We start from the raw sequence: 20,970 nt of genomic DNA, 5'->3' as shown, positions 1-20,970 counted from the left end.
CGGTGTTTCTCCCCCGCTGTCCTCCGGCCACGCCCTTACCCCGGGCGTGGCCTTTTCGCTTCCGGAAAGGTCATTCTTGATCTGCATCAAGGAACGGATGCGCCGCGGATGGGACAAGAGCGGGTGAAAACCGGACAGGTCCCATGAATCTCTATACCGCCCCCGATCCCAATGACATTGAGCGCGTCAGCGTCGAGCCGGTCAATGCCCGGCGCAACCGCCAGCCTCTCTATGCGCCGCGCAAGAAGATTTTTCCGAAGCGCGCCGAGGGGCGATTCCGCCGGTTCAAATGGTTCGTGATGCTGATCACGCTCGGCATCTACTACCTCGCGCCGTGGATCCGTTGGGATCGCGGTCCCTATGCGCCCGACCAGGCCATCCTCGTCGACCTCTCCTCGCGGCGTTTCTTCTTTTTCTTCATCGAGATCTGGCCGCAGGAATTTTATTATGTTGCGGGCCTATTGGTCATGGCGGGGTTCGGCCTGTTTCTCGTCACCGCCGCGATCGGCCGCGCCTGGTGCGGCTACGCCTGTCCGCAGACCGTCTGGGTCGATCTTTTTCTCGTCGTCGAACGCGCCATCGAAGGCGACCGCAACGCGCGGATGAAACTCGACGCCGGTCCCTTCACCTTGGACAAGATCAGGAAGCGGGTGACCAAGCATGCGATCTGGCTGCTGATCGGCGTCGCCACCGGCGGAGCATGGATCTTCTATTTTGCCGACGCGCCGAGCCTGGCGACGTCGCTGTTTGCCGGAAGCGCTCCTGCCGCCGCCTATGCCACGATCGCCATCCTGACCGCCACGACCTATGTGCTCGGCGGCCTGATGCGCGAGCAGGTGTGCACCTATATGTGTCCATGGCCGCGCATCCAGGGCGCCATGCTCGACGAGAATTCGCTTGTCGTCACCTACAACGACTGGCGGGGCGAGCAGCGGTCGCGCCACGCGAAGAAGGCCCAGGCCCAAGGTCTGCCGGTTGGCGATTGTGTCGATTGCAATGCCTGCGTCGCGGTCTGCCCGATGGGGATAGACATTCGGGACGGCCAGCAGATGGAGTGCATCACCTGCGCGCTCTGCATCGACGCCTGTGACGGCGTCATGGACAAGCTCGGAAAACCGCGCGGCCTGATCGCCTATGCGACGCTCAGCGAATACTCGAGCAACATGTCGCTCGCGACGGACGGAGGGCAAACAGCCATCCGCCCCTCCAATGTGCGAAACGACGACGGCAGCTTCATCCCGGCGGTCCGGCATTTCGACTGGCGCATCATCTTCCGTCCGAGGATCGTCTTCTATGCCGCCGTCTGGGCATCGATCGGCATCGCCATGGTCGTGCATCTCGCCTTCCGCGAACGGCTCGAGCTCAACGTCGTCCACGACCGCAACCCCCAATATGTTCTGGAAAGCGACGGTTCCATCCGCAACGGCTACACGCTTCGCGTCCTCAACATGGTGCCGAAGCCGCGGGACGTGACCATCACCCTGGTCGGGCTGGAGGGAGGCACGATGCGCATTCCCGAGTTCGGCCGGCAGCATGGCCGCAGCTTTACCGTCGATGCCGAAGCCGACGCGGCGACGACGCTCAAGGTCTTCGTCACGCGCAAGCCCGACGGAGCCGCGATCAAAGAATTCCTCTTCGTCATCGAGGATACCGACCATGCCGACCGGGCGACCTATCGCGCCGCGTTCAATGCACCGGGAGACGTGAAATGAAGGCTTCCAGAGGTTTTACCGGCTGGCACATGCTGCTTGCCACCTCCGCATTCTTCGCCGTGGTGATCGCCGTCAACGTCACCATGGCCGTCTATGCCTCGTCCAGCTGGAGCGGCCTGGTCGTGGAAAATACCTATGTGGCCAGCCAGGAATTCAACGGCAAGGCGGCAGCGATGAAGGCGATGGCCGCCTCCGGCATCGAAGGCGCTCTCTTCCTCAAGGGCAGCGAAATCCGCTACGACATCCACGAACAGGGGGGTGCGCCTGCGATCATCGACGAGGTCACGCTGAATTTCAAACGGCCCGTCGGCGATCATGAGGATTTCAGCCTGGCGCTTCGCAAGACGGGCGAAGGGCGGTTCGAAGCCGATCACGAAGTCGCCGGCGGCGACTGGATCGTCGAAGCCATATCGAGACGAAACGGCATGGTCGTCATGCACGAGGCCAAGCGCTTCGATACCACGGAGTTCGGCCAATGACCTGCTGCTCCATGGACACGGAGAGCGTTCTCGCCCTCAGCACGGCATCCTCCAGCGCCGAAGAAGTCCGCCTTGCCAGCCATTCGCTCGGGGCCGGATTGCGACAGCTCGACCTCAGCGTACCCGACGCTCACTGCGGCGGCTGCATATCGAGCATCGAAAGCGCCCTGTCGGCGCTTGCCTTCGTCCGCAAAGCGCGTGTCAATCTGACCGCCAGACGGGTCAGTTGCATTTATCAGGAGGAGATCGACGGGCGGGCGACCGATCCGTCCGAAATTCTGGCGGCGATCGCTGCGGCCGGTTACCGGGCGCATCTCTTCACGCCGACGGCTCCCGAAACCGACCGGATCCGGAACCAGCTGCTGCTGGCGGTCGGCGTCTCCGGCTTTGCAGGCGCCAACATCATGCTGCTCTCGGTGTCGGTCTGGTCGGGCGCCGATGCGGCGACGCGCGACATGTTTCACTGGATCTCGGCGATGATCGCGGCGCCGGCGCTGGTTTATGCGGGACGCTTCTTCTTCAAATCGGCCTGGAGCGCGCTCAAGCGTGGGCGCACCAACATGGACGTTCCGATCTCGCTTGCCGTGACGCTGTCCTATGCGGTCTCCCTATGGGAAACCATGCACCATGGCGAACATGCCTGGTTCGACGCGTCGGTGTCTCTGCTGTTTTTCCTGCTGATCGGCAGAACCCTGGATCATGTGATGCGGGAGAAAGCCCGCGCGGCGATCAACGGCCTTGCCAGACTGGCGCCGCGCGGGGCGCTGCTGATGCTGAAGGACGGGTCGCGGCGCTACGTCGCGGTCGAAGAGATCGCGGTCGGAGATAACATCTCGATTGCGGCCGGCGAACGCATTCCCGTCGATGGCATGATCGTCAGCGGCGAGAGCGACGTCGACCTCTCCATCGTCACCGGTGAAAGCAGCCCGGTCGCCGTTGCCGCAGGCAGCGCGGTGAATTCGGGTTCGATGAACCTGACCGGTTCGCTCGTTCTGCGGGCGACGAAAGTGGCAAGGGATTCGCTTCTTTCGGAAATCATCGGTCTGATGGAGGCGGCCGAGGGCGGCAGGGCTCGTTATCGCCGAGTCGCCGATCGCGCCGCAGCACTTTATTCCCCCGTCGTGCACCTGTTGGCGCTGGCCTCCTTTCTCGCCTGGGGCCTGCTCGGCGGCGACTGGAAACAGGCCATGCTGGTCGCGGTCGCGGTACTGATCATTACCTGCCCCTGCGCATTGGGCCTTGCCGTTCCGGTGGTCCAAGTGGTCGCAGCCGGCGAACTCTTCCGCCGGGGCATCATGGTCAAGGACGGTTCGGCGCTCGAAAGGCTGGCCGAGGCGGACATCGTCGCCTTCGACAAGACCGGCACGCTGACTTTGGGCCGCCCCCGCCTCGTCCGGGCCGAAGCGATCGACGCGGGCATTACCACAATCGCCTCGGCATTGGCAGCGCATTCACGCCACCCCCTTTCGCAGGCGCTGGTGCGGGACATGGAGTTCGTTTCCGCCTTCGCCTTCGACAGGGTCACGGAAATGCCCGGCGGGGGATTGGAAGCCTGGAGCGGAACGGACGTCTATCGGCTGGGCAATCGGGCCTTTGCCTGCGGAACCGGCCTCACGCCGGCGGCCGATAGTCCGTTTTCGGAGGTGGTCCTGTCGAAGAACGGTGCCGATCTCGCCCGTTTCCTGTTCGACGACACGCTTCGCCCGGGCGCGGCCTCGGCCGTCCGCCAGCTCGCCGCAACCGGCCTTGAAACGCTGATGATTTCGGGGGACAGGCAGACAGTCGTCGACAACACTGCGCAAGCTCTCGGCATCGACAAGGCCATGGGCGCCTTGGCTCCGAAACAGAAGGTCGAGGAATGCCGGGAGCTCAGCGCGGAAGGCCACCGCGTACTCATGGTCGGCGACGGGATCAACGATGCGCCCGCCCTTGCCGCCGCGCATGTCTCGATGGCGCCCGCCACCGCATCCGATATCGGCAGGCAGGCCGCCGACCTTGTCTTTTTCCACGAGCGTCTCGATGCCGTGCCGGAAGCAATCGCCGTCGCGCGAAGATCCGCAAGCCTCATTCGGCAGAATTTTGCGCTCGCCATAGGCTACAACGTGCTGGCTCTTCCAATCGCGATTGCCGGATTGGCGACGCCGCTGATCGCGGCGGTGGCCATGTCGACATCGTCGATCATCGTCGTAACAAATGCGCTGCGGCTGAACGCTTTCGGCAAGCGGACCGGCCCGCGGACCGAGGCGCGCGCCGGCGGCAATCCGGAGGTCAAACCCGCATGAACATGCTGATCTATCTGATACCGATTGCGCTGCTCATGGGCGGAATAGGCCTCCTGGCATTCCTCTGGTCGTTGAAGAGCGGCCAGTATGACGACCTTGAGGGCGCCGCCTGGCGAATCCTGGCCGAGGACGAAACCGATCGGAAGAAATCCTGAACCGTACACGCCAAACGAAAGGACGATCGATGCTTGCGAAAAATCCCGCGCTTTTGCGGTCTGACCTGTTCGACGGGCTGGATGAGGCAACGGTGGAGAAGCTTGCCGCCACAGCTCAGTTCCGAACCTTCGCGGCCGATGAGCGGATCATCGCCGAGGGCGAGCCAGCGTCGTTCGTCTATAGCGTGATGAGCGGTTTCGTGCGGCTTTCGAAAGCGGAATCCGCCGGGCGCGAGGCAGATATCTGCATCTGCGAACCGGACGACACTTTCGGCGAATATCTCCTGTCGGGAGACGGCGCCTACGCCTACAGCGCGTGGTCGGCAGACGGGTCGGAAGTAGCGCTGTTCCAGCTTTCGGACTTGCGGGCGCTCGCCGACCGATACCCGGTCATGCATCGCAACGTCATGCGCATCATGACCCGGCATCTGCTCGGCGCCATGGATTGCATCGCCGGAGACCGGCTGCACACCGCCGCGCAGCGTGTTGCAAATTACCTCATCAGCCGATGCCCGGCCTCGGCCTCGCAGGCAAGCTTTCGCCTGCCGTACCGGAAGAGAATTCTCGCCGGCAAGCTGGGGCTTGCGCCCGAGGCTCTTTCACGGGCCTTCGCCGCGCTTATTCCTGCAGGGGTCGAAGTCAGAGGCAAGGTCGTCCTGGTCGACAGCGTCGATCTGCTGCGCAAAGCTTGCTGAAGGCGGTAACCGCAATGCAATTTGACCGGCGTCAATGTGACGACCGCCCGCTCGGCTATGTTCAGCGGCAAAAAGGCACCTGGACGTCATGCTTATCTGGATTGTTTTCGCGGCCGTCGCGACTGCCGTCGTCGCTTCCCTTCTTCATCCGCTTGCTTCCAGCCATGTCCGGATCGACGGTGGCGGTGACGCAGGCCGGGTCTATCGAGCCCAGCTTCTCGAACTCGAAAGGGACGTGGAAACGGACCAGCTCGGACGCACCGAGTACGATTATGCCCGTGCGGAAGTAGCACGGCGGCTTTTCAGGGCAAGCGAACAGCAGGCTGAAGTGTTGGACAGCCCGTCGCATGCCCACAGATGGCCGAAGCTCGTCATCGTCGCATTTCTTCCGCTCGCGAGCATTGGCCTTTATGAGTTGCTGGGTTCGCCCGACCTACCATCGCAGCCGCTGCAGGCGCGGCTGGAAGATCCCGGCCAGAACCTCGCAATGCTGATCGTCAAGACAGAACGCCATCTTGCAAGCCGGCCCGATGACGGGCGGGGTTGGAACGTGATCGCCCCGGTTTATCTCAGGACCGGCCGGTTGCCCGAGGCGGAAATAGCTTATCGGAACGCCCTGCGGATCCTCGGCCCCGACATGGATCGGCTGGGCGGTCTTGCCGAGGCCCTGATGGCCGAAGCGCAAGGTTCGGTGTCTGCGGATACGCTGGATGTCCTGCGGCAGATCCTCCAGCTTGAGCCGAAAAACCCGCGCGCATTGTTCTACATCGCCCTCAGCTTCGAGCAGGCGGGGCGGCGTGCCGAGGCGTTGGCAGATTTCGAGGCGCTGGCGAAATCGTCGCCGGCCGGGGCGCCCTGGCTGTCGCTCGTCAACAAACATATTGCCGCCAATGGCGGGGTGCCGCTGATCGCCGTGGCGCGGGAGCCTCGCATGACAGATCAACGAGGTTCGCAATGACGCGCAAGCAGAAGCGCCTTGTGGTGATTGCTGGCGGGATGAGTTTCATCCTTGCTGCGGTGCTTTTGGTGATGTTCGCCTTCAGCCAGTCGGTGGCCTATTTCTACATGCCGGCCGATCTTGCCAGGACGCCGGTGGCGCCGGAGACCCGCATCCGGCTCGGCGGCCTGGTCGGGGCGGGCAGCGTCGTGCGCGGCGCCGGTTCGACGGTGGAATTTTCTGTCACCGACGGCAGCGCCAATGCGGTGAAAGTCAAGTATACCGGCATCCTGCCGGATCTGTTCCGCGAGGGCCAGGGTGTGGTCACCGAGGGCATGTTTGCCGCAGGCAGCAATGTCTTTATCGCCGACACCGTGCTTGCCAAGCATGACGAGACCTATATGCCGAAGGAGGTGGCCGACCGACTAAAGTCGCAGGGGCTGTGGCAGGAAGGCAAGGGGCAGGAGGCGAAGGCGACGCCATGATCATCGAGATCGGCCATTACGCTCTGGTGCTGGCGCTGGCGACGGCGCTGATCGTCTCGATCGTGCCTGTCATCGGCGCCCGCCGTCATGATCCGGCGCTGATGGATGTGGCGACATCAGGTTCGCTGGCGATGTTTGCCCTTGTCGCCTTTGCCTTCGCCGTCTTGACCTATGCCCATGTCGTCTCCGACTTCTCCGTCGAGAACGTCTGGGAGAATTCGCATTCGCTGGTGCCGCTGATCTACAAATATTCTGGCGTCTGGGGCAATCACGAGGGATCGATGATGCTCTGGCTGTTGATCCTGGCGCTGTTCAGCGCGCTGGTCGCGATCTTCGGCGCCAATCTGCCGGAGATGCTGAAGGCCAATGTGCTTGCCGTGCAGGCCTGGATCTCGCTCGCCTTCACCCTGTTCATCCTTTTGACCTCCAATCCCTTCCTGCGGCTCGATCCGGCCCCGGCCGAGGGCCGCGATCTCAATCCGGTGCTGCAGGATGTCGGGCTCGCCATCCACCCGCCGCTGCTCTATCTCGGCTATGTCGGCTTTTCCGTCTGCTTCTCCTTCGCCGTTGCCGCCCTCATTGAAGGCCGCATCGACGCCGCCTGGGCGCGCTGGGTCCGGCCCTGGACGCTCGCCGCCTGGACCTGCCTGACATTAGGCATCGCCATGGGCTCCTACTGGGCCTATTACGAGCTCGGCTGGGGCGGCTGGTGGTTCTGGGACCCGGTGGAAAACGCCTCGTTCATGCCGTGGCTCGCCGGCACCGCGCTGCTGCATTCGGCTCTCGTCATGGAAAAGCGCGAGGCGCTGAAGATCTGGACGGTGCTGCTCGCCATCCTGACCTTCTCGCTGTCGCTGATGGGCACCTTCCTGGTGCGCTCCGGGGTGCTGACCTCGGTGCATGCCTTTGCCAGCGATCCCACCCGCGGCGTCTTCATCCTGTCGATCCTGCTGATCTTCATCGGCGGAGCGCTGTCGCTGTTTGCCCTGCGGGCGCCGAAGCTTGCGGCCGGCGGGCTGTTTGCGCCGATCTCGCGCGAGGGGGCGCTCGTCCTCAACAATCTGATCCTGACGGTCGCCTGCGGCACGGTGCTGACCGGCACGCTCTATCCGCTGCTGTTGGAAACGCTGACCGGCGACAAGATCTCCGTCGGGCCGCCCTTCTTCAACCTGACCTTCGGCCTGCTGATGGCGCCGCTGCTCGTCATCGTGGCAGGGTCGCGCTTCTTTCGCGGCCGGCTGCGGAGCGGCGCGTCGGCGTCTCCGAGCAGCGGCTGGGCGGGCTTGCGAGGCGGCTTTGTCATACCGCCAGTTGCTCAGCCAATTCTTAAAAGGCAATTGGCCCAGATTGAGTATTGACGCTTCGTAAGTGCCCGGCGGGGAAAACAGTTCGGCTGTCTTGACCTGCTGAGGGAGGGTTATATCTAAATAAGTAGTCTCCCCCATGGAATACGGAATGTGTAGTCGCGTTTATATCAAAGAATCGCTTCACGACCTCGCGCGTAGTTTCCCTTTCGCCGGGTAAGGCGAGCTTGACGACTTGGTTGACCGCATCCCTCGATACAACGGCTCACCAAACCAAGTTTATCCGATCATCATCCAAGAAGCAGCGCGGGGAAGCGGTATCATTGCCCCGGTCTTTGCAATAGCAAAGTGGGGGTTGGTGTCGGCATCTAGAACGCCCAGCGACCGGCGTCTCCCACTAGTCCACGTCCGCTGCGAAAAGATTGCCTCACACAAACTCGCCGGACCTGTCTACCGGTCTCGCCGCTGTTTGATCCCAGTCAGCGGATTCTTCGGGTGGAAATCGTTCACCCACAGCCGGCAAAAACAACCCTATGCTATCGCGATGAGGACGGACGTTCTGTTTGCTCTTGCCGGTATTTGGGAGGCCTGGCGCCACCCAGTTGGCATCGATATCCGTACCTTCGCCGTCATTACCTGCGCGCCGAATGAGATGATGAAGACGCTCGGTGAACGAATGCCAGTTATTCTCCGTCGGAACGATTATGAGCGTTGGCTATCTCCTGATCCAAACCCATCCGACCTGATGAAGCCATACGAGGCCGAGCTTATGACCATGTGGCCGATCGGCGTGGGCAACGACAACCTGAAGAATACCGGCCCCGAAATCATCAGCCCGGTTAATTTTGGTGAGCAGCGTCATGTGACTCGTCAGCTTCGCTGATGGGCGCGCAGGTCCGCAGTCCTTCTGCGCCGCCCTCAAAAAAGAAATCGAGGATTATTGACTCCATCGGGCCCGTGAACATAATAAGAACATCGGCGAGGCGGCCGCCAATCTGAAAACTTGAGTATGGAGCACGGATATGCGCGAGCAGCCGATCGGCGAAGCCATGGTTGATGATGAGATTGCGGAGGTGCTTGCTTATCACCAGGGCAATGCACAAGCAGCGATCGGAACCCTCCTGAATGACATCCGCCATCTTCGCTGGCAGCTAGTTTTGACAGAAGGCGCTATGGGCCGAGGCATCACGCGCGGCTGGCGGCCGAGCTACGAGCGAGACTGATATGCTTGATCGTCTTCAACCAAAAGCCGTTGCCTTCGAAATAGCGTTTAACGACTGGTGGCGGTCGCGACCGGGTTCTTTCCGAGACGGCATTAGCCCATCGGCTGCACGTGCGTGCTTTCGCGCAGGATATACCGCCGGCAAGCACGTTTCCGAGCGCCGTTTCGTCTTCAGGGCGGGCCGCATGCGCATCACTGTCTGGGCAACTGGTCCTACGACAGCGAAGGCGAAAGCCGAAATGGAAGCTGATTTTCGGACAGCAAAGAAGGGGTGGCCCAAACCGAAAGCTGGCTGGCAGCTCCAGGAGATCAAATGAGTATCACAAACCCCTCAAGCGCATCCGGCGCGAATGTACACTTCGAGCACTATTGCGAGGAAGTCGGCTGCGAGAAATGGGGCGGCTTCGGTCACAGCCCGTCCAAGGCGATCCCTGTCCGCTGGTGGTGCTGGGAGCATTTCCCCTACAAAAGCTATGAGCAGGAGCAGGCGCTTAGAAGACAGCTCGAGGCGGCCGAGCGAGATGGATGACGATACTGTCCTACGCCTAGACCGTTGCCGCTGTGGGCGTCAGCCGCTAGCGTCCTACGGCCCGGTCTCGGTTATATCCTGCCGAAAGTGCGGCGAGACAATCACAGTCGAGACGGCGCCATTCCTCGATAACCCCGCGACGCAACGTGAGAATGAGGCCTGGCGGGCGACGACCATATGGAACGAACTCAGGAGCCGGAGCGCATCAAGATGATTGCTGAGTCGATCCTGTGCGCCTCGCTGACGGCCGTAAAATGCGATGGGCAGAATATGCGACTGCTGGGGAGGGTGTTCCGTTAGCCAGCTTCGCGCTACCGGTGCTGTTCCGAGCCCGACAGCCCCTGCGGCGAGGCAGGTTTTTCGCTTATGCGGCTTATGCCGCACTTGGCCTTGGCAGCTTGCCCCGCGCTCTGGAAGAAACGGATTTCTGTGGCGATGGTTTCGCGGAACGGATCGGTTTGGTTGAAGTAGTCGCGGTCCAAACCGAGCTTTGCACCGTCTGCATCGCCCTTGTAATAGGTGCCGAACAAATGATCCCAGATCGGGAAATAATTGGCGAAATTCTTGTCGTGATGTTCCCGCACTCGGGAGTGATGGATGAAGTGGTCACGTGGTGACTGGATCACGTATTTGCCAAACCAGCCATGCCAGGGAATGGCACTGTGCTTGACCAGACCAATTGCACCAAAGGTGATGGTCACGACCGCGAATTCGGCCGTAGGCAGGCCGATAAGCAGCGCCGGAACGACCATAATGGCCATGTTTATGGCCTTCTCCAGCGGATGCTCCCGCGACGCAGTCAGCGCGTTGAACTCTTCGGCTGCGTGGTGAAATTCGTGCAGCCGCCATAGTACGGGCAGCCGGTGCATCAATCGATGCTGCCAGTAGCTCAAGAAGTCTGTCAGCACTAGGAATAAGAGAACATGTGCCCAGCCTGGCAGCCACCGGGCAAGGTCCAGGTGGGGGGCATCCCGAGCCGCGCGGGTGATGGCATAGGACAGACCAAATGATGCGAGCGCCGCGAATAACGTAATCAGTCCCGTGGCCTGAAGGACGAAATAGACGATGTCGGTGATTGTGGATTTGCTGCGTTCGAAGAAAACCCGACGGAATCCGGAATTGCCGAACCCCACATAGGTGAGTTCCACCGCGAAAACCGTCAGAACCAGGCCAATGGAAATGGCGAAACTGAGCGCCATTGCCCGACCATTCAGATAATAAGTGTTGTAGAAAAAGCTTCCAAGCTTGTGCAGGCAGTATTCGACCAGCTCCATTGGCACTGCTCCAAATACGAACCCGTAGAGCTTGGTCCTGATGGTGCGCTTTTGCCAGATTGCTCAAAGGACGATCGGGGGGGCCTTTCGGTGTATTGCCGGCAGTGGAAGTGCAGTCCCGGGGGACACGCAGGAGAGTCGGGGCACTAATGGCCGGCCGATAGGCTCATAAAAAGAACGTATAACGGGAACAATAATAGGGACCGCCGTCGTAGGACCTTAGTCCGTGCTGAGATTTGTACCACAGCAGCCGCTCGACGATTAGACGTGCGGCGCCCAGCGCAATCCATAACTTCGCTCGGATCATGGCGGCTTTGAAAAGCGGCCCTTGACTCGCTCTACGCCCTGAACATATTAGGAACAAGCTCGGGCGGGACACTCTCAACAATGCGGTCAGAAAGGACCTCGGAAGGGGTCGATCACGCATGCGACGATTTCAGGAGATACGGGACTGGTCGCCGGGATACCTCAGTGTAGCGCCACAGCACGTAACCATCATGGCCGAGTGCGAGGACTGCGGAGAACAGAGGGAATTCAATCGGAAGTCCAGAAGAAGCTGCTGCAGGAAGGCTTTGCTCGGACGTGGACCCCTGGCCAGCGAAACGACTGGTGCGAGTAACAGGAGTTGATCTCAAGGCCAAAATGGATTTGGCCAACTAGATTAGCAAGTTAGAGCTAATTGACCATCTTCAGAACCATGTCATCCTGTTCCACATTGTCGCGTCACCCCCGGCTGGCGGCAAGGGTAGTGAAAGATTCCCCGCGAGAATGCGGGGCTTTTCTCCTGGCATGCCCGCACTACAAACCAAGGTGCCCGACAGGCCCCGACTTTAGTCCGTCTTTTTCACGGGAAGATTCGAGCTAGATTTTCTTCATCCTTGTCGAGAGGACGCCAGGGATGTTTTAGCAATGTTGCTGTGTATCGAGTCAGAACCTCCCTGGTGAACCAAATAACACCTTCATTGCCAAGCTGAGTAAACTATGCCAACGCCGTAGTGGAACTTGGTCAGTCCCTCATTGTTGTCAAAACTTGCCCCGCTTCGGCGGGGCTTTTTTGTCCGGCATCGTACCGGAACCACATTGGGACAACGAGATTAACTCACTGGGTCGCGGGAGAAAGCCAGTTAGTTCCAATTCGCGTAATGCCTTCCTCTTCGATCCACTGCTGGATCGGGCGGAGTCAATGTTCCGGTCAGCTCCCGAGTGACGCGCCGCACGGCCCAACACTTTCAATATTTCTCAGGCGTTGTTCAAGTGACGCGATGATGGCGTCGAGCCGTCGTGTGGTTTCCTTCGACGTCTCGAGGTGCTCTTCGCAGCCGTTCGGGCCGCTGCTGGCCTGGAAGCGCGGCGATCTGCTCGGCGCGCTGCAGCGGCTCTACCTTGTCGCGGCTCTCGCCTTCACCGCCGCGGTCATCGTCTTCTATCTCGAACATGGCGGGCCGGTGCTCTCGGTGCTCGGGCTGGCGGCCGGCCTGTTCCTGATCCTCGGCGCATTGCCGATCTCTGGTATCGGGCCGGCATCGGCAAGGTCGCCGGCAGCATCGCCTGGCGCCGCCTGAGCGGTCTGCCGCGCTCGGCCTTCGGCACGGCGCTTGCCCATGCCGGCCTCGGCGTCAGCGTGCTCGGCATCGTCGCCGTCACCACCTTCCAGAGCGAACATGTTGTCGCGATGAAGCCGGGCGAGATAATCGAGGCCGGCGGCTACAGCCTTGCGTTTGACGGCATGCGCCCGGGCAGGGGACCGAACTACACCGAGGAGCGCGGCCACTTCACCATCCGACGCGTCGGTGTCACGGTCGCCGACACCTGGTCGGCCAAGCGCCTTTACACCGCCCGGCAGATGCCGACGACGGAGGCCGGCATCCTGACCTTCGGTCTCAGCCAGCTCTATGTCTCGCTCGGCGACGCCACCAAGGACGGCGGCATCGTCGTGCGCATCTGGTGGAAGCCGTTCATCCTGTGCATCTGGGGCGGCGCGCTGATCATGGCCGCCGGCGGCCTCGTCTCGCTCTCCGACCGGCGCCTGCGCGTCGGCGCACCGCGGAGAAAGGCCAAGGCGAAGCCGGCGACACCCGCGATGGAGTCGGCGGAATGATGGGCTCATCGCCACTACCTTTCCACACATCGGGGAAGGGCGATGACGGTCATGAACAGTTTGACGAAGATCAAAGCGAACTGTCCGGCTGGCCTCTAGCATGTTCCTCACGATAATCATGAGCAGTGAGGCAGCGACCATGCAAGCAAGGGATATTATGACCACGACTGTGGTTTCGATCAGCCCTGATGTAAGCGTGCGCCATGCGGTCGCAATGATGTTGCAAAACCATGTCAGCGGCCTTCCCGTCGTTGACGACCATGGACGCGTCTGCGGCATGGTGACGGAAGGCGATCTGCTTTTACGCCGAGAAGTACGCTATGCGCCCCGTCCTGCGCGTGCACCGGAACTGATTTCCGAAATCGACCTCGAACGCTATATCGGCAGCAACGGATGGTGCGTCGCTGACGTCATGTCTCAGGACGTGATCGTCGCGCGGCCGGACAGCGAAGTCTCCGATATCGCCGAAAGCCTGCAGGTGCACCGCATAAAGCGGCTGCCGATCGTCGAAGACGAACGCCTGGTCGGGATCGTCAGCAGACGGGATATTTTGCGAGTCATCGCCGAGGCTCCAACGACAATATTGCCGCGAGGCGACGAGGCGATCCGGCTGGCCGTGCGCACCCGGCTCAGATCGGATCTCGGTCTAACGCCGCAAAAGGTGCATGTATCGGTCCGCAATGGTCAGGTGACGGTCGATGGCCAAGTGGAATCCGAGCTCAAGCGCAGAGCGATCAAGGTTCTCGTCGAAGGGCTTGGCGGCATTGCCGGCTATAAGGATGGCCTGCTCGTCTCGCCTGCTCACATCCAGGACTGACAGCTCGAGTCGCATTGGCGCGCCGTCATCGCGCCAAGTGACGAGGAGGCTTGCTCGATCTGCCAAGATCGAGCAAGCCGTCTGTCAACTTCCCTGCTTGACACGGAAACTCCCGACTTGCTCTCTGACATCAATCCGCCGGCGGGTCTTCTTCTTTGATCGAAAGCAATCCCCCAAAACGGCGTCCTCCTGTCCTGCCGACTGCGCGCTCGGCTGACGATGCTCCTCTGTGGGCGGCTTTCCCATGTCTGCGGTCGGGTAGCGACGCGCGCTGTCAAATCGGTTTTTGGCGAAGACCGACGCGGCGAACCACTTGCTCCGAACTTGACGGAGATCAAATACCGTGAGGCTGCTCCCATGTATCCCTTGGCGGTGCAAAAGGAGCATATGATGGATTTCGAAGCATTTTTCAAAAACGAGCTGGACGGGCTTCATGCCGAGGGCCGCTACCGCGTTTTTGCCGATCTCGAACGTCAGCGCGGCCACTTTCCGCGCGCCACGCGCCATACGGCCGATGGTGAAAAGGACGTCACGGTCTGGTGCTCCAACGACTATCTCGGAATGGGCCAGAACCCCAAGGTGATCGAGGCGATGAAGGCCGCTATCGACCACTGTGGCGCGGGTGCGGGAGGCACCCGGAATATTTCTGGCACCAACCACTATCACGTCCTGCTCGAGCGTGAGCTTGCCGATCTGCACGGCAAGGAAGCAGCCCTGATCTTCACCTCAGGCTATGTCTCCAACTGGGCCTCACTCGGCACGCTCGGCGCAAAAATTCCCGGCCTGATCATCTTCTCCGATGCGCTCAACCATGCCTCGATGATCGAGGGCATCCGTCATGCCAAATGCGACAAGGTGATCTGGAAACATAATGACGTCGCCGATCTCGAAGCCAAGCTGAAAGCCGCCGATACGAAGGCGCCGAAGCTGATCGCCTTCGAGAGCGTCTATTCGATGGACGGCGACATCGCTCCGATCAAGGAGATCTGCGACCTCGCCGACCAATACGGCGCGATGACCTATCTCGACGAGGTGCATGCGGTCGGCATGTATGGCCCGCGCGGCGGCGGCATTGCCGAGCGCGAGGGGCTGATGGACCGGCTGACGGTCATCGAAGGCACGCTCGGCAAGGCCTTCGGAGTGATGGGCGGCTATATCGCCGCGTCGGCAGCGCTGTGCGACTTCATCCGCTCGTTTGCCTCCGGCTTCATCTTCACCACGGCGCTGCCGCCCGCATTGGCAGCCGGCGCCGTCGCCTCGATCCAGCATCTGAAGGTCAGTCAGTTCGAGCGCGCCCGCCACCAGGACCGGGTGCGCAAGCTCAGAGCCATGCTCGACCAGCGCGGCATTCCGCATATGCACAATCCCAGCCATATTGTGCCGGTGATGGTTGGTGATGCGGCCAAATGCAAGTGGATCTCCGATCTGCTGCTCGACAATTGCGGCGTCTACGTCCAGCCGATCAATTATCCCACCGTACCGAAGAAAACCGAACGGCTGCGCATCACCCCGACACCGCTGCATTCCGACGCCGATATCGCCCATCTCGTCGACGCCCTGCATTCGCTCTGGTCGCGTTGCGCGCTGGCGCGAATGGTGGCCTAACGAAACGGAAAAGATGCGGGAACTTAATCGCTATAGAAGATTTGCTCTGCGCCCTGGCGATGATGTTCGCGACCGGTCCCAGCCTGTCGGTTGTCGCTCTCGGGGCCATTCCGCCGGACATGGTCCCGCTTTTCCTGTTCGGTTGTTTGGCGCGAAAGAATTCCTGAATACAGGATACGCTTGCGGAGGCATCCGCCTATGCCAGCGAGACAATAGCGGTGATCCGGGGGTGCAGGCGTTCAACGGCGAGGACGCCGCGCGGCAAATATATGGTCGCGATGTCGAACTTTCCCTCGAGCGCACCGTCGCTGCATCGAGATGAAGCAGCGCCACCGCGAGCATCCTACGCTATTCCTCCAGGAGGAGGGCCGTCGCGAGATAACCCATGCTGATGGTGCTTGCAAAGAGGTAGATGAACAGAGCCTGCGCGAGATAATTCTCCACCGTGTCTGTCACGGCAAAACCATTCTGCCAATTCTGCCAAATGAAAAATCCCACGGCGCATCCGACTGTGAACCCCGTGGCCAGTCGCGTGAGCATGAACCTGATCATGCAAGGCATGGCACTACCTCAGACCTGACGATCGTAAATGTTCGCGAGACGGGAATGTTCCCGGGCCAAAATGATTTTTGTCAACGACCGGCGGCAGCGGTCATGCAAGAAGCGAACGGAACCGGAGACTGTAACAGTGCATCTTCTTCCCTTCGCAGCGGGCGTTTTCACGCTTCTCATCCTACCTGGGCCGACCAACGCCATATTGGCGATGGCATCTCAGGCTCTGACCACAGGGCGCGCGATCGCGCTACTCGCTACCGTCCTATCCGCCTATCTTTCGATCGTCCTTCCGGCAGCCGGTCTCGCCGGCACCTTTCTCCGCGATCACCCTTTCATTTCCCAGCTCGTCAAACTTGTCTCTGCAGCCTGGGTACTCTACTTGGCAATTCGCCTCTGGGGCACCAGATCGACTCGGGTCGAGGCCGTGAGTCTATGGCAACTAGCGGTGACGACGATGTTGAACCCAAAGGCGCTGATCCTCGGACTGACGATGGTACCTCCGGCACAGGAGATACCCGCGGCGGCTTCAATCGCTGCCCTCACATCCGCGGTCCTGGCAGCTTCCTTGATCTGGCTATCGATCGGCAGGATTGTTCTAGGAGGTGGCAAACGGATGCCTCTCCTTGCCCGGCGATGCGGATCTGCAACGCTCTTGGCATTCTCCGCCGTGCTGACATTCAGAGCCGTTAGCGGATGAAGCGTACGGCGCCTGCGGTACGTGTGGCAGAGCGAGCGCAGAAACACGCAGAACGCAAGTCTTTGGCGTGATCTACGAAAGCCAATGTACCATAATTGCCCGCTTTGCAACCGGAGCCTCAGCAATACGGTGTCCAAGGTTCAAATCCTTGAGGCGTGCGGGTTGAGTCGGAGCACGTCTTCGGCGAGCCTGCTTCCTCGAGAAGCAAACTGCTGCTGTATGCGCAAAGGAAATTTCAAGGCGCCCCCATCATCTTTCGGTCTGACCAAGACATCTGCGATGTTTCACGTCGGAACTCAGCCTTCATGTGATGAGGCAACAAGCTCGGCGCATGCGGTATGGCAAATTTCCACCAGCATCCGGTCTGAAATGGAAGGAATATTCTTATCGGGAAACACGTTCCTTAATTGCCCAAATCTAGGAACGGGAATTTTTTGCGGGCTTGACGCCAAATCAAAGTTACTTACTCTAAGCGTCAGCCGAACCCGCTGGGAGGAGGGCCGGTATTCGCGATCCTGTCGCACCATCTTTATCTCCCTCCATGATTCCGGATCGTTCGCCGCCGATTTTCAACAGGATAAGCCATGCCGCTCACCATTGCCCAACGCCTCGACAGTCTGAAGGTCCGTATCGCCGAGCTTGCGCATTGGCGGGACCGACATAGTAGCCCGATCGATGGCTGGACCTTCGAGGGGGAGCCGATCGCCCATCACCAAGACTGGCCGCATCGTGAGGGCGTAATGCATTTTGCCGCGAGCGCCGAAGCGCCGGCGAACTGGCCGCTCGAAGATATTCGCCTGCAGCTCGATCTCGGCGGCGAGAGCCTGATCACGCTCAGCTATCCCGATGGCCAGAGCGAAACATTCGGCCTCGATCCCTATCACCAGGAATTCCCGCTGAGGGGCCGCCGCTTCTCGATTGCGACGGAAAGCGTCGCCCGTTTTCCGTTCGGCGAGCCGAACCGGGCGCCGCGGCTCAACAAGGCCCGGCTGATCTGGCTCGACGGCCCCGTTCACCGCCTGCATCTTCTCCTGAAACAGATCGCCGAGGCGATCGGCGTGCTCGGGGAGCATGAGGTCGTGCCGCATCTAGTCGGTGCCGCGGAGCAGGCCTTGCGCAGCCTCGACTGGCCGTCGGATACGGCGGCTTACATCTCCCGCACGTCGGGTGCCGTCATGCAGCAGAAAATCTGGGAGCTGCCGGAGCTTGTATCCGATCCGGCTGGTCTCGCCGAAGAGCAGAGCGCTTCGGCGGCTGCCGCCCTCGAGGTCCTGACGGCGCGGCTGAAGGAACTGCAGCAGCGCTTTCCCCCAAACGGCGAGCTGGTGCTGACCGGCCATGCCCATATCGATCTCGCCTGGCTCTGGCCTTATCGCGAGACGCGGCGGAAGATGCGGCGCACCTTCAACACGGCGCTGTCGCTGATGGAGCGCTCCGCGGATTTCCGCTTCAATCAGTCGACCGCCCATTATTACGCGCAGATGGAGGAGGAGGATCCCGAACTTCTCGATCGCATCAAGCAGAAGGTCGCGGAAGGAAAATGGGAAACCGTCGGCGGCATGTGGGTCGAGCCCGACACCAACATGCCGACCGGCGAAAGCCTCGTGCGCCAGGTGCTCTATGGCCAGCGTTATTTCGAAAAAACCTTCGGCGAGCGCCACACGGTCTGCTGGCTGCCGGATTGCTTCGGCTTTTCCGGCGCGTTGCCGCAGATCCTGAGACAGGGCGGCATCGACAGCTTCTTCACCATCAAGGTCAATTGGAGCGAGACCAACCATATCCCCTCCGATTTCTTCTGGTGGAAGGGCCTCGACGGCAGCCAGGTGCTGACCCATACCTTCGACAATCCGATGCAGGGCTATAATGGTTTCGTGCAACCCGATTGTTACCTGCCGACCTGGAAGAATTTCCGCGGGAAGGCGCAGCATAACGCCTCGCTTCTCGCTGTCGGTTATGGCGACGGCGGCGGGGGGGTGACGCCCGAAATGGTGGAACGCGAAGTCCAGCTGCGCGATTTTCCCGCCATTCCGCAGGCGCGCTGGGGCACCGTCAAGGGCTACTACGAGCGGGCGCATCGCAGCGCATCGGAGACGAAACTCCCCGTCTGGGATGGCGAAATCTATCTCGAACTGCACCGCGCAACGCTGACGACGCAAAGCGGCGTCAAGCGCAAGCACCGGCAGGCCGAACGGGCGCTGATCACCGCCGAGACCCTTGCTTCGCTCGCCCATATGCTTGGCGCCGACAAGCCCCGGAGCCTCGAGGCGGATTGGCGCGTCGTGTTGAAGAACGAGTTCCACGACATCCTGCCGGGCTCGAGCATCCGCGAAGTGTATCAGGATGCGGAGCAGGAGCTCGGCGGCGTCATCGACCATGCGAAGGCCGAGCAGGCCAAGGCCTTGCAGGCGCTTTCGGCCAATCTGCCGAAGGGCGGGGTCGCTGACGCGCTCATCGTCGTCAATCCCTCGCTTGCGCCCCGGCCGATGAGCGCGACGCTTGCCGACGGCACGGCGCTTTCGGCCGCCGAGATCGTCGCTCCCTTGTCGGTTGCCGTCTTCGACAGGCAGGCGCTGAAGCCGGCGGGTGGGCTGAAGGCCGGCTCCGATCGCCTCGAAAACGATCATTTGTCGGTGGTCATCGGCAGGGACGGGGCGGTTGCCAGCCTCATCCACAAGGCAAGCGGCCGCGAATCGGTCGATGGCTCCGCCAACCAGCTCTGGGTCTATCCGGCCGACAAGCCGCGCAACTGGGACGCCTGGGATGTCGACGCCGATTATGCCGAAAAGGCCGTCCGGCTCGAAGCGCCCGAAAGCATCAGCCTCGTCGAAAGCGGCCCGCACCGCGCGGCAATCCGCGTCGTTCACCGCTACCGGCATTCGAGTGTCACCCAAACTTACGTTTTGGCGGCCAATTCGAAGCGGCTCGACATCGAAACGACCATCGACTGGCACGACCGCCGCACCCTGCTGCGCACCCTGAACCCGGTCGACGTCAAGGCCCGCAAGGCAACCTTCGAATGCGCCTTCGGCGTGGTTGAGCGGGCGACGCATACGAATACATCCTGGGAGCAGGCGATGTTCGAGGCCGCCGCCCATCGCTTCGTCGATATCAGCGAGCCGGGCTTCGGCGTGGCGCTTCTCAACAATGCCAAATACGGCCACAGCGCCCGCGGCAATGTGATCGGCATGAGCCTGGTGCGCGGTCCGATCTATCCCGATCCGCTGGCCGATGAAGGCGAACAGAGCTTCACCTATGCTCTGATGCCGCATGAGGGCGCTTGGCATGATGGCGGCGTGCTCGACGAGGCGCTCGACCTCAACCAGCCGCTGGTGACGGCCGAAGCCAAGGACCTCTCCATCGGCAGTTTCGCGCCGCTTGCAGTCACAGGCACCCCCGTCGCCTTCTCGGGCCTGAAACCGGCGGAGGAGGGCGAGGGTCTCATCCTGCGCCTCTACGAACCGGCCGGCCGGCGCGGCCGCCTCTCCCTCGGCCTGCCTTCCGGATGGAGCGCATCGCCGCCGCTCAACATTCTCGAAGAGCCGATGGAGCGCAAAGGGCCCGCTGACATCATGCCCTTCGAAATCAGGACCTGGAGGCTGCAGAAGGCCTGACGCTGCCTGCAAGATGACGCTCGCCGTTTCATGCGACGAGGCGTCCGTTGCTTGGAGAAGTGAGCGCGGCCGTCGACATCATCAATGGCGGCGCCGGCGAAATGCGGGTCGCCTCCGGCGATCTATCGCAGCGCACCGAGCAGCAGGCGGCCTCGCTGCAGGAAACCTCCTCGGCGCTGGAGGAAATTGCCGTCGCGATAAAGCGGTCGACCGGGCTTTCCGAAGTCTCGACCGCCCTCAACCAGATGGATCAGGTGACGCAGCAGAACGCGGCGATGGTGGAGCAATCCACGGCGGCGGCAAACCGGCTGGCGGAGGAGGCTGCGAATCTCGCCCGCCTGATTGCCCGCTTCAAGCTCGACGCCGCCCAGACGGCGCCGCGCGCCATCACATCCGAAAACCGCCCGGCGCCTTCGCCGGCGCGGGCCCTCGGCCGCAAGCTCGCCGGCGCCTTCGGCGCAAAAGCTGCGACGGCAGCTGCCGCAGCATCGTGGGAGGAGTGCTGAGAAGAAG

At 61.4% G+C, this 20,970-nt stretch carries 16 protein-coding genes and 4 pseudogenes; 18 read left to right on the top strand and 2 right to left on the bottom strand.

Going from position 1 to position 20,970, the window contains the following annotated elements; translation table 11 throughout:
• Window positions 1–143 precede the first annotated feature (143 nt).
• The 12 genes and pseudogenes from ccoG to RHE_RS28990 all read left to right on the top strand — a co-directional run bounded on the left by ccoG (window position 144) and on the right by RHE_RS28990 (window position 9,800).
• Window positions 144–1,712, top strand: coding sequence for a cytochrome c oxidase accessory protein CcoG (gene ccoG, locus RHE_RS29045; protein WP_011428806.1), 1,569 nt, complete (start codon window positions 144–146; stop codon window positions 1,710–1,712).
• Window positions 1,709–2,191, top strand: a complete 483-nt coding sequence (locus RHE_RS29040; RefSeq protein WP_011428805.1) for a FixH family protein — start codon at window positions 1,709–1,711, stop codon at window positions 2,189–2,191. The genes ccoG and RHE_RS29040 overlap by 4 nt, the downstream gene beginning before the upstream one ends.
• A complete protein-coding gene (locus RHE_RS29035) occupies window positions 2,188–4,473 on the top strand; it encodes a cation-translocating P-type ATPase (protein WP_011428804.1) in 2,286 nt (761 codons plus the stop codon). The genes RHE_RS29040 and RHE_RS29035 overlap by 4 nt, the downstream gene beginning before the upstream one ends.
• Entirely contained in the window at window positions 4,470–4,628 is a 159-nt protein-coding gene (ccoS, locus tag RHE_RS29030; RefSeq protein WP_011428803.1) for a cbb3-type cytochrome oxidase assembly protein CcoS, read from the top strand. The genes RHE_RS29035 and ccoS overlap by 4 nt, the downstream gene beginning before the upstream one ends.
• Before the next feature lie 29 nt (window positions 4,629–4,657).
• Window positions 4,658–5,323, top strand: a complete 666-nt coding sequence (locus RHE_RS29025) for a Crp/Fnr family transcriptional regulator (protein ID WP_011428802.1) — start codon at window positions 4,658–4,660, stop codon at window positions 5,321–5,323.
• Between the two features lie 88 nt (window positions 5,324–5,411).
• Entirely contained in the window at window positions 5,412–6,281 is an 870-nt protein-coding gene (ccmI, locus tag RHE_RS29020; protein WP_011428801.1) for a c-type cytochrome biogenesis protein CcmI, read from the top strand.
• Window positions 6,278–6,745: a cytochrome c maturation protein CcmE gene (gene ccmE, locus RHE_RS29015; RefSeq protein WP_011424629.1), complete on the top strand. Its 468-nt coding sequence runs from the start codon at window positions 6,278–6,280 to the stop codon at window positions 6,743–6,745. Before ccmI ends, ccmE begins: the two co-directional genes overlap by 4 nt.
• Window positions 6,742–7,956 (top strand): annotated as a pseudogene (locus tag RHE_RS29010) (heme lyase CcmF/NrfE family subunit); the annotation flags it as partial. The gene ccmE and the pseudogene RHE_RS29010, both read left to right, overlap by 4 nt.
• Before the next feature lie 244 nt (window positions 7,957–8,200).
• Window positions 8,201–8,932, top strand: a pseudogene (locus tag RHE_RS29005) (SOS response-associated peptidase).
• A 139-nt stretch (window positions 8,933–9,071) separates the two neighbouring features.
• The gene (locus tag RHE_RS29000) at window positions 9,072–9,272 is read left to right on the top strand and encodes a hypothetical protein (protein WP_042120023.1); all 201 of its coding nucleotides are present in this window, start codon (window positions 9,072–9,074) and stop codon (window positions 9,270–9,272) included.
• A gap of 1 nt (window position 9,273) precedes the next feature.
• Complete coding sequence (locus RHE_RS28995) at window positions 9,274–9,588, top strand: hypothetical protein (protein WP_011428798.1); 315 nt, start codon at window positions 9,274–9,276, stop codon at window positions 9,586–9,588.
• Entirely contained in the window at window positions 9,585–9,800 is a 216-nt protein-coding gene (locus RHE_RS28990; protein WP_011428797.1) for a hypothetical protein, read from the top strand. Before RHE_RS28995 ends, RHE_RS28990 begins: the two co-directional genes overlap by 4 nt.
• A 311-nt stretch (window positions 9,801–10,111) precedes the next feature.
• Here the strand turns inward: RHE_RS28990 and RHE_RS28985 are convergent, their stop codons facing one another.
• Complete coding sequence (locus RHE_RS28985; RefSeq protein WP_011428796.1) at window positions 10,112–11,074, bottom strand: sterol desaturase family protein; 963 nt, start codon at window positions 11,072–11,074, stop codon at window positions 10,112–10,114.
• Between the two features lie 1,319 nt (window positions 11,075–12,393).
• On the opposite strand from RHE_RS28985, the pseudogene RHE_RS28980 reads away from it, so the two are divergent.
• From RHE_RS28980 to hemA, 3 genes and pseudogenes are all read left to right on the top strand, one after another.
• A pseudogene (locus RHE_RS28980) lies at window positions 12,394–13,172 on the top strand (cytochrome c-type biogenesis CcmF C-terminal domain-containing protein); the annotation flags it as partial.
• Between the two features lie 139 nt (window positions 13,173–13,311).
• Window positions 13,312–13,989, top strand: a complete 678-nt coding sequence (locus RHE_RS28975) for a CBS domain-containing protein (protein ID WP_011428795.1) — start codon at window positions 13,312–13,314, stop codon at window positions 13,987–13,989.
• A 390-nt stretch (window positions 13,990–14,379) separates the two neighbouring features.
• Entirely contained in the window at window positions 14,380–15,594 is a 1,215-nt protein-coding gene (hemA, locus tag RHE_RS28965; protein ID WP_011428794.1) for a 5-aminolevulinate synthase, read from the top strand.
• A 348-nt stretch (window positions 15,595–15,942) separates the two neighbouring features.
• On the opposite strand, the gene RHE_RS28960 is transcribed toward hemA, so the two are convergent.
• Window positions 15,943–16,155: a hypothetical protein gene (locus RHE_RS28960; RefSeq protein WP_042120021.1), complete on the bottom strand. Its 213-nt coding sequence runs from the start codon at window positions 16,153–16,155 to the stop codon at window positions 15,943–15,945.
• A 127-nt stretch (window positions 16,156–16,282) separates the two neighbouring features.
• Between RHE_RS28960 and RHE_RS34630 the strand changes: the two genes are divergently transcribed.
• The 3 genes and pseudogenes from RHE_RS34630 to RHE_RS28945 all read left to right on the top strand — a co-directional run.
• Window positions 16,283–16,846, top strand: a complete 564-nt coding sequence (locus tag RHE_RS34630) for a threonine transporter RhtB (RefSeq protein WP_042120062.1) — start codon at window positions 16,283–16,285, stop codon at window positions 16,844–16,846.
• Window positions 16,847–17,430: 584 nt separating this feature from the next.
• Window positions 17,431–20,457, top strand: coding sequence for an alpha-mannosidase (locus RHE_RS28950; RefSeq protein ID WP_042120020.1), 3,027 nt, complete (start codon window positions 17,431–17,433; stop codon window positions 20,455–20,457).
• A 194-nt stretch (window positions 20,458–20,651) separates the two neighbouring features.
• Window positions 20,652–20,963 (top strand): annotated as a pseudogene (locus RHE_RS28945) (methyl-accepting chemotaxis protein); the annotation flags it as partial.
• Between the last annotated feature and the right edge of the window lie 7 nt (window positions 20,964–20,970).

The sequence above is a fragment of the Rhizobium etli CFN 42 genome, assembly GCF_000092045.1.
GTDB classification, from domain to species: domain Bacteria; phylum Pseudomonadota; class Alphaproteobacteria; order Rhizobiales; family Rhizobiaceae; genus Rhizobium; species Rhizobium etli.
Note: the sequence above shows the minus strand (reverse complement) of the source record. Positions and strands in the feature narration are given on the sequence as shown.

Excerpts from the sequence above, each read along its gene's own strand:
- ccoG (WP_011428806.1), top strand. The coding sequence starts at position 144 with ATGAATCTCTATACCGCCCCCGATCCCAATGACATTGAGCGCGTCAGC.
- RHE_RS29040 (WP_011428805.1), top strand. The coding sequence starts at position 1,709 with ATGAAGGCTTCCAGAGGTTTTACCGGCTGGCACATGCTGCTTGCCACC.
- RHE_RS29035 (WP_011428804.1), top strand. The coding sequence starts at position 2,188 with ATGACCTGCTGCTCCATGGACACGGAGAGCGTTCTCGCCCTCAGCACG.
- ccoS (WP_011428803.1), top strand. The coding sequence starts at position 4,470 with ATGAACATGCTGATCTATCTGATACCGATTGCGCTGCTCATGGGCGGA.
- RHE_RS29025 (WP_011428802.1), top strand. The coding sequence starts at position 4,658 with ATGCTTGCGAAAAATCCCGCGCTTTTGCGGTCTGACCTGTTCGACGGG.
- ccmI (WP_011428801.1), top strand. The coding sequence starts at position 5,412 with ATGCTTATCTGGATTGTTTTCGCGGCCGTCGCGACTGCCGTCGTCGCT.
- ccmE (WP_011424629.1), top strand. The coding sequence starts at position 6,278 with ATGACGCGCAAGCAGAAGCGCCTTGTGGTGATTGCTGGCGGGATGAGT.
- RHE_RS29000 (WP_042120023.1), top strand. The coding sequence starts at position 9,072 with ATGCGCGAGCAGCCGATCGGCGAAGCCATGGTTGATGATGAGATTGCG.
- RHE_RS28995 (WP_011428798.1), top strand. The coding sequence starts at position 9,274 with ATGCTTGATCGTCTTCAACCAAAAGCCGTTGCCTTCGAAATAGCGTTT.
- RHE_RS28990 (WP_011428797.1), top strand. The coding sequence starts at position 9,585 with ATGAGTATCACAAACCCCTCAAGCGCATCCGGCGCGAATGTACACTTC.
- RHE_RS28985 (WP_011428796.1), bottom strand. The coding sequence starts at position 11,074 with ATGGAGCTGGTCGAATACTGCCTGCACAAGCTTGGAAGCTTTTTCTAC.
- RHE_RS28975 (WP_011428795.1), top strand. The coding sequence starts at position 13,312 with ATGCAAGCAAGGGATATTATGACCACGACTGTGGTTTCGATCAGCCCT.
- hemA (WP_011428794.1), top strand. The coding sequence starts at position 14,380 with ATGGATTTCGAAGCATTTTTCAAAAACGAGCTGGACGGGCTTCATGCC.
- RHE_RS28960 (WP_042120021.1), bottom strand. The coding sequence starts at position 16,155 with ATGCCTTGCATGATCAGGTTCATGCTCACGCGACTGGCCACGGGGTTC.
- RHE_RS28950 (WP_042120020.1), top strand. The coding sequence starts at position 17,431 with ATGCCGCTCACCATTGCCCAACGCCTCGACAGTCTGAAGGTCCGTATC.